Origin of the sequence: Synechococcus sp. R5-13 (assembly GCF_047462015.1) — a bacterium.
In the GTDB taxonomy this organism is placed as follows: Bacteria; Cyanobacteriota; Cyanobacteriia; order Thermostichales; family Thermostichaceae; genus Thermostichus.
The window spans coordinates 1-3,590 of record NZ_JANSIL010000051.1 but is presented as its reverse complement, the minus strand read 5'-3'; the positions used below and the strand labels follow the sequence as shown (position 1 = coordinate 3,590).

The following is a 3,590-nucleotide window of genomic DNA, read 5'->3' as shown; positions in this document are numbered from 1 at the left end:
GAACTTCTTGAGTTTTCTCTATCTCGTCAGTGCTCTCTTTTGGCTCAAATGAAAGATCAACACAACCTAGAATGACCGTTATGTCTTGAGCCACTTCATCCCCATGAATAAAGAAGGATGCCGTAACCCCAGCTTTTAGGATACCCAGCTACCCCATTCTTTAGAGAAGCCGCGCCGTATTCCGGTTGGCAAAGCTGCGGACATCACAGCAAAGGCAGCTTGATCCCCGGGCATGACCAACGTCGAGCAATTATGGCCATCTTATAGCCATTTCAAACTAGATTGAGACACTCCCCAAGCGCTCTGCGCCGCTTCCGCGACCACCCCAAGCCCCTCTCTTTTTGGGAGAGGGGAGTTAGAGAGCAATGAACGAAAATGTTTTATTCCTATTCAAGATGACTATAATGCGGAGCACTTAAGCTCCTAGGACATGAAAAAACCCCTGGGCGTCTGTCCGTGTTTCGACCCCAGAGGCTTCTTCTCTTCACTCCTCACCACTATTGAGCGTAGCCGCCCTTCCAAAGGCTGTCAAGCACTTTCCCATTGGGGTTGGCGTGTGGGAAATTGCGCTAGGGTGGCACTGCCGTACAGGATCATCTGCTGGGGCTGCAAGTTCACCCGGTCTACCCGCAGCTCAGTGCCTCGCAAGGCGAGCCGATCCAAATCCAGAAGCTCATTCAGGCAGCGTACCAAAGCTTGGCTCAAGGCTAGCTCCTCTTCTGTACCGCTTTCAAACACTGGATCTGTAAAGCGGATGCGACGCCGCTCCAGCACCTCAACCTGGGCGGAAAAACCAACGCAGAAAGCCCTGGCTTCTCCCTGCTGTACATTTGCCTGGAATTGCAGTCGTCGCGCCGGGGTGATGCTGATATGGACGTGATGGAAGGATAGGGGGCTATCATCCTGCTTTCCTAAGGCCAGCCTATTCAGCACAAAAGGTGTGTTAAACGATTGCGCCAGATCGTCTTCGCTCAGCACCACGCGCATTGTGGCCTGTACTGGCTGGCGCAGCTTGATCTTCCCCTGCCAAATTTGGCTGAAATCGATGGCCACCGCATTGCAGAATAGCTCCAGAGCCGAAAGCCTCAGGCCGTTGTACATCTGCAGATGCTGGCCCAACAGTTCAAAGCTGTCGATACGACCCTGCAACAATTTGGCAACAGGCTCCACTCGCACGCGCGCCTCCAGCCGCTCTGCATGCTTAAAGAGGGCACGAATGGCTGCGCCTACCCCTCGGCTAACCCAATCGACAGCCATGGGATTCTGCAGGGAAAGTTGGGGCAGGAGTCCTGTAGCCATGGGAAAAGGTAAAGAGCGCCTACAGGGATCATAACCAACCATTAAGAAAAGTTACAACCTTTGCCAACGGAGAGACTGTTCTCTCAGGGGTAGGTGCGTCCCTCCTGCATGGCCGAGCGGGCCACGGCTGCGATCCCCTGGTCGGTGGCACGGGGCAGATGAAAGTACCGTCCGCCCGCCAATTCCGCCAGCTCGGCGCTGAAGCCGGTGGTTACAAAGCGGCTTTGGGAATCGATCAAAAGCAGCTTCAACCCCAGGGCGCGGATGCGCAGGGCGATCTCCCGCAGCTCTTGCTTGAGGTCGATGGGATCCGCTCCCAACTGGCTTTTGCTGTCGCTCCGTCCCAAGGAGCGGCTGAGGGGAATGTTGGCCCGGCCATCGGTGAGAGCCACCAGCATCACCTGACCTACATCGCCAGCGGTGCGGGCATTGACTCCCATGCGCACGGCTTGGGTGAGGGCATGGGCGAGAGGGGATCCCCCGCCACAGGGCAGGGATTCCAGACGGCGGCGGGCCAGCTCGATGGAGCGGGTGGGGGGGAGCAACACTTCGGCAGTTTCCCCACGAAAGGCGATGAGGGCCACCTTGTCACGGTTTTGGTAAGCCTCGGTGAGCAGGCGCAGGGCGGCACCTTTGGCCGCTTGCATGCGGTTGAGGGCCATGGAGCCGGAGGCGTCCACCACAAAGATCACCAGGGCTCCGGCCTTGCGAACCAGCTTTTTGGCGCGGATATCGCTCGGCTCCACAATCACGCTACGTCCCGGTTGCCGCTGGCGGCGGCTTTTCTGATAGGGGGCAGCAGCTCGCAAGGTGGCATCGACGGCAACGCGGGGGTTGGATCCCTGGGGCAGGATGGGCTTGACGTAGCGGCCTCGGTCGGCGCTGAACACCAGGCTGCGGGATCCCGTTTTTCCCTGCTGGTTGAGGGACTGGGCAAAGGCCAGCAGGCGCGGGTCCAGGGCCACCTGCTCAGGATCGAAAAAAAACTCCTGCGGCAGGCTGAGGCTTTCCGGCTGGGGATCCGTCTCCTCCTGGTCCTCGCCGGTGTCGTCGGAATTGCTTGGGGAAGGATCGGGCTGTTGGGATTGGGGTGGGGGGGGAGGCGGGGGCTGGTCGGGGTCGTAACGGGCGCGGGGCAGCAGCACCAGCTGCACGGCCTGCTGCAGATCCTCGGCCAGGAGGCGATCCCGCCCCTCCAGCGCCGCCAGGGCACAGGCGGCTCGCAGGGCAAATTGTTCTCCCCGGTGCCCTTGGACGTTGCCGCGGATGGCCTCCTGCACCAGGTAGAGGAGCTGTTCCCGCTGCGGCTTGACCTGGGGCAGCCACTCCCGCGCCAGGAGGATGCGGGTGCGGATTTCCTCCAGTTCCGCCTGGTGCTCGGCCAGGAAGGGCTCGGGAGCATCGACAAATTGCGTTGCCCGTTGGACAATTTCCCCTCGCTCTTCTAGGCTCAGCTCCTGCCCCACCGGCACCACCAGTGCCAGGCGATCCAGCAGGTGGGGGCGCAGGGATCCCTCTTCGGGGTTGTAGGTGGCCACCAAGAGAGGCCGGCAGGGGTGTTGCAGACTCAGCCCCTCCCGTTCCAGGCGGTTGACCCCATCCCCCACCACCGTCAGCAACAAGTTGACGATGGCGTCGTCCAAGAGGTTGATGTCATCCACATAGAGCACGCCCCGGTGGGCGGCAGCCAAGAGCCCTGGCTGGAAGACCGTTTCCCCCTGCCTGATGGAGGCCTCCACATCGACGGATCCCAGCAGCCGATCTTCAGTGACGCCCAGGGGAACTTGGACAAAGGGGGGCGATATCACTTGGGTGGGCGGCACCTCTCCGGCTGGGTAGCGAGCCTTGGCCCAGTCGGACCAGGTATCCGGCTGCGCTGGATCGTCGTTGCAATAGGATCCCGCAATCACCTCGATGGGCGGTAGCAAGGCGTGGATCCCTCTGGCCAAAACCGACTTGGCGGTGCCGCGAGGCCCCACCAGCACCACACCCCTTAGGCTGGGATCCACTGCTGCCAGCAGCAGAGCCAGCTTGGCCGCCTGTTGCCCCACTACAGCGGTGAGGGGAAAGGTACAAGGAGCGGATAGAGTTGCGGATCCCATGGTTGGCGGGTAGGCTTGGCGAGCAACGGTTCAATCGAGCAGATTCGCAGCGGAGCGGGAGCTGTACACCCCAGTCTATCGCTTGAGTGCTCCGCACCGCCTTTGCAACTGAGATTTTCTGGGGAGCATGCCTCTAACCCCCAAAACCCTGAACTTTGCTGAATTTACTGAGCTTTAGGCGGTTTGGCA

The 3,590-nt window shown here is 60.3% G+C and carries 2 protein-coding genes; both read right to left on the bottom strand.

Annotation, left to right across the window (positions count from 1 at the left end):
- Window positions 1–528: 528 nt before the first annotated feature.
- A complete protein-coding gene (locus tag NW840_RS04370) occupies window positions 529–1,257 on the bottom strand; it encodes a DUF2993 domain-containing protein (RefSeq protein WP_011432355.1) in 729 nt (242 codons plus the stop codon).
- Window positions 1,258–1,382: 125 nt separating this feature from the next.
- Entirely contained in the window at window positions 1,383–3,401 is a 2,019-nt protein-coding gene (gene bchD / locus NW840_RS04365) for a magnesium chelatase ATPase subunit D (protein ID WP_414342612.1), read from the bottom strand.
- Window positions 3,402–3,590: the final 189 nt, after the last annotated feature.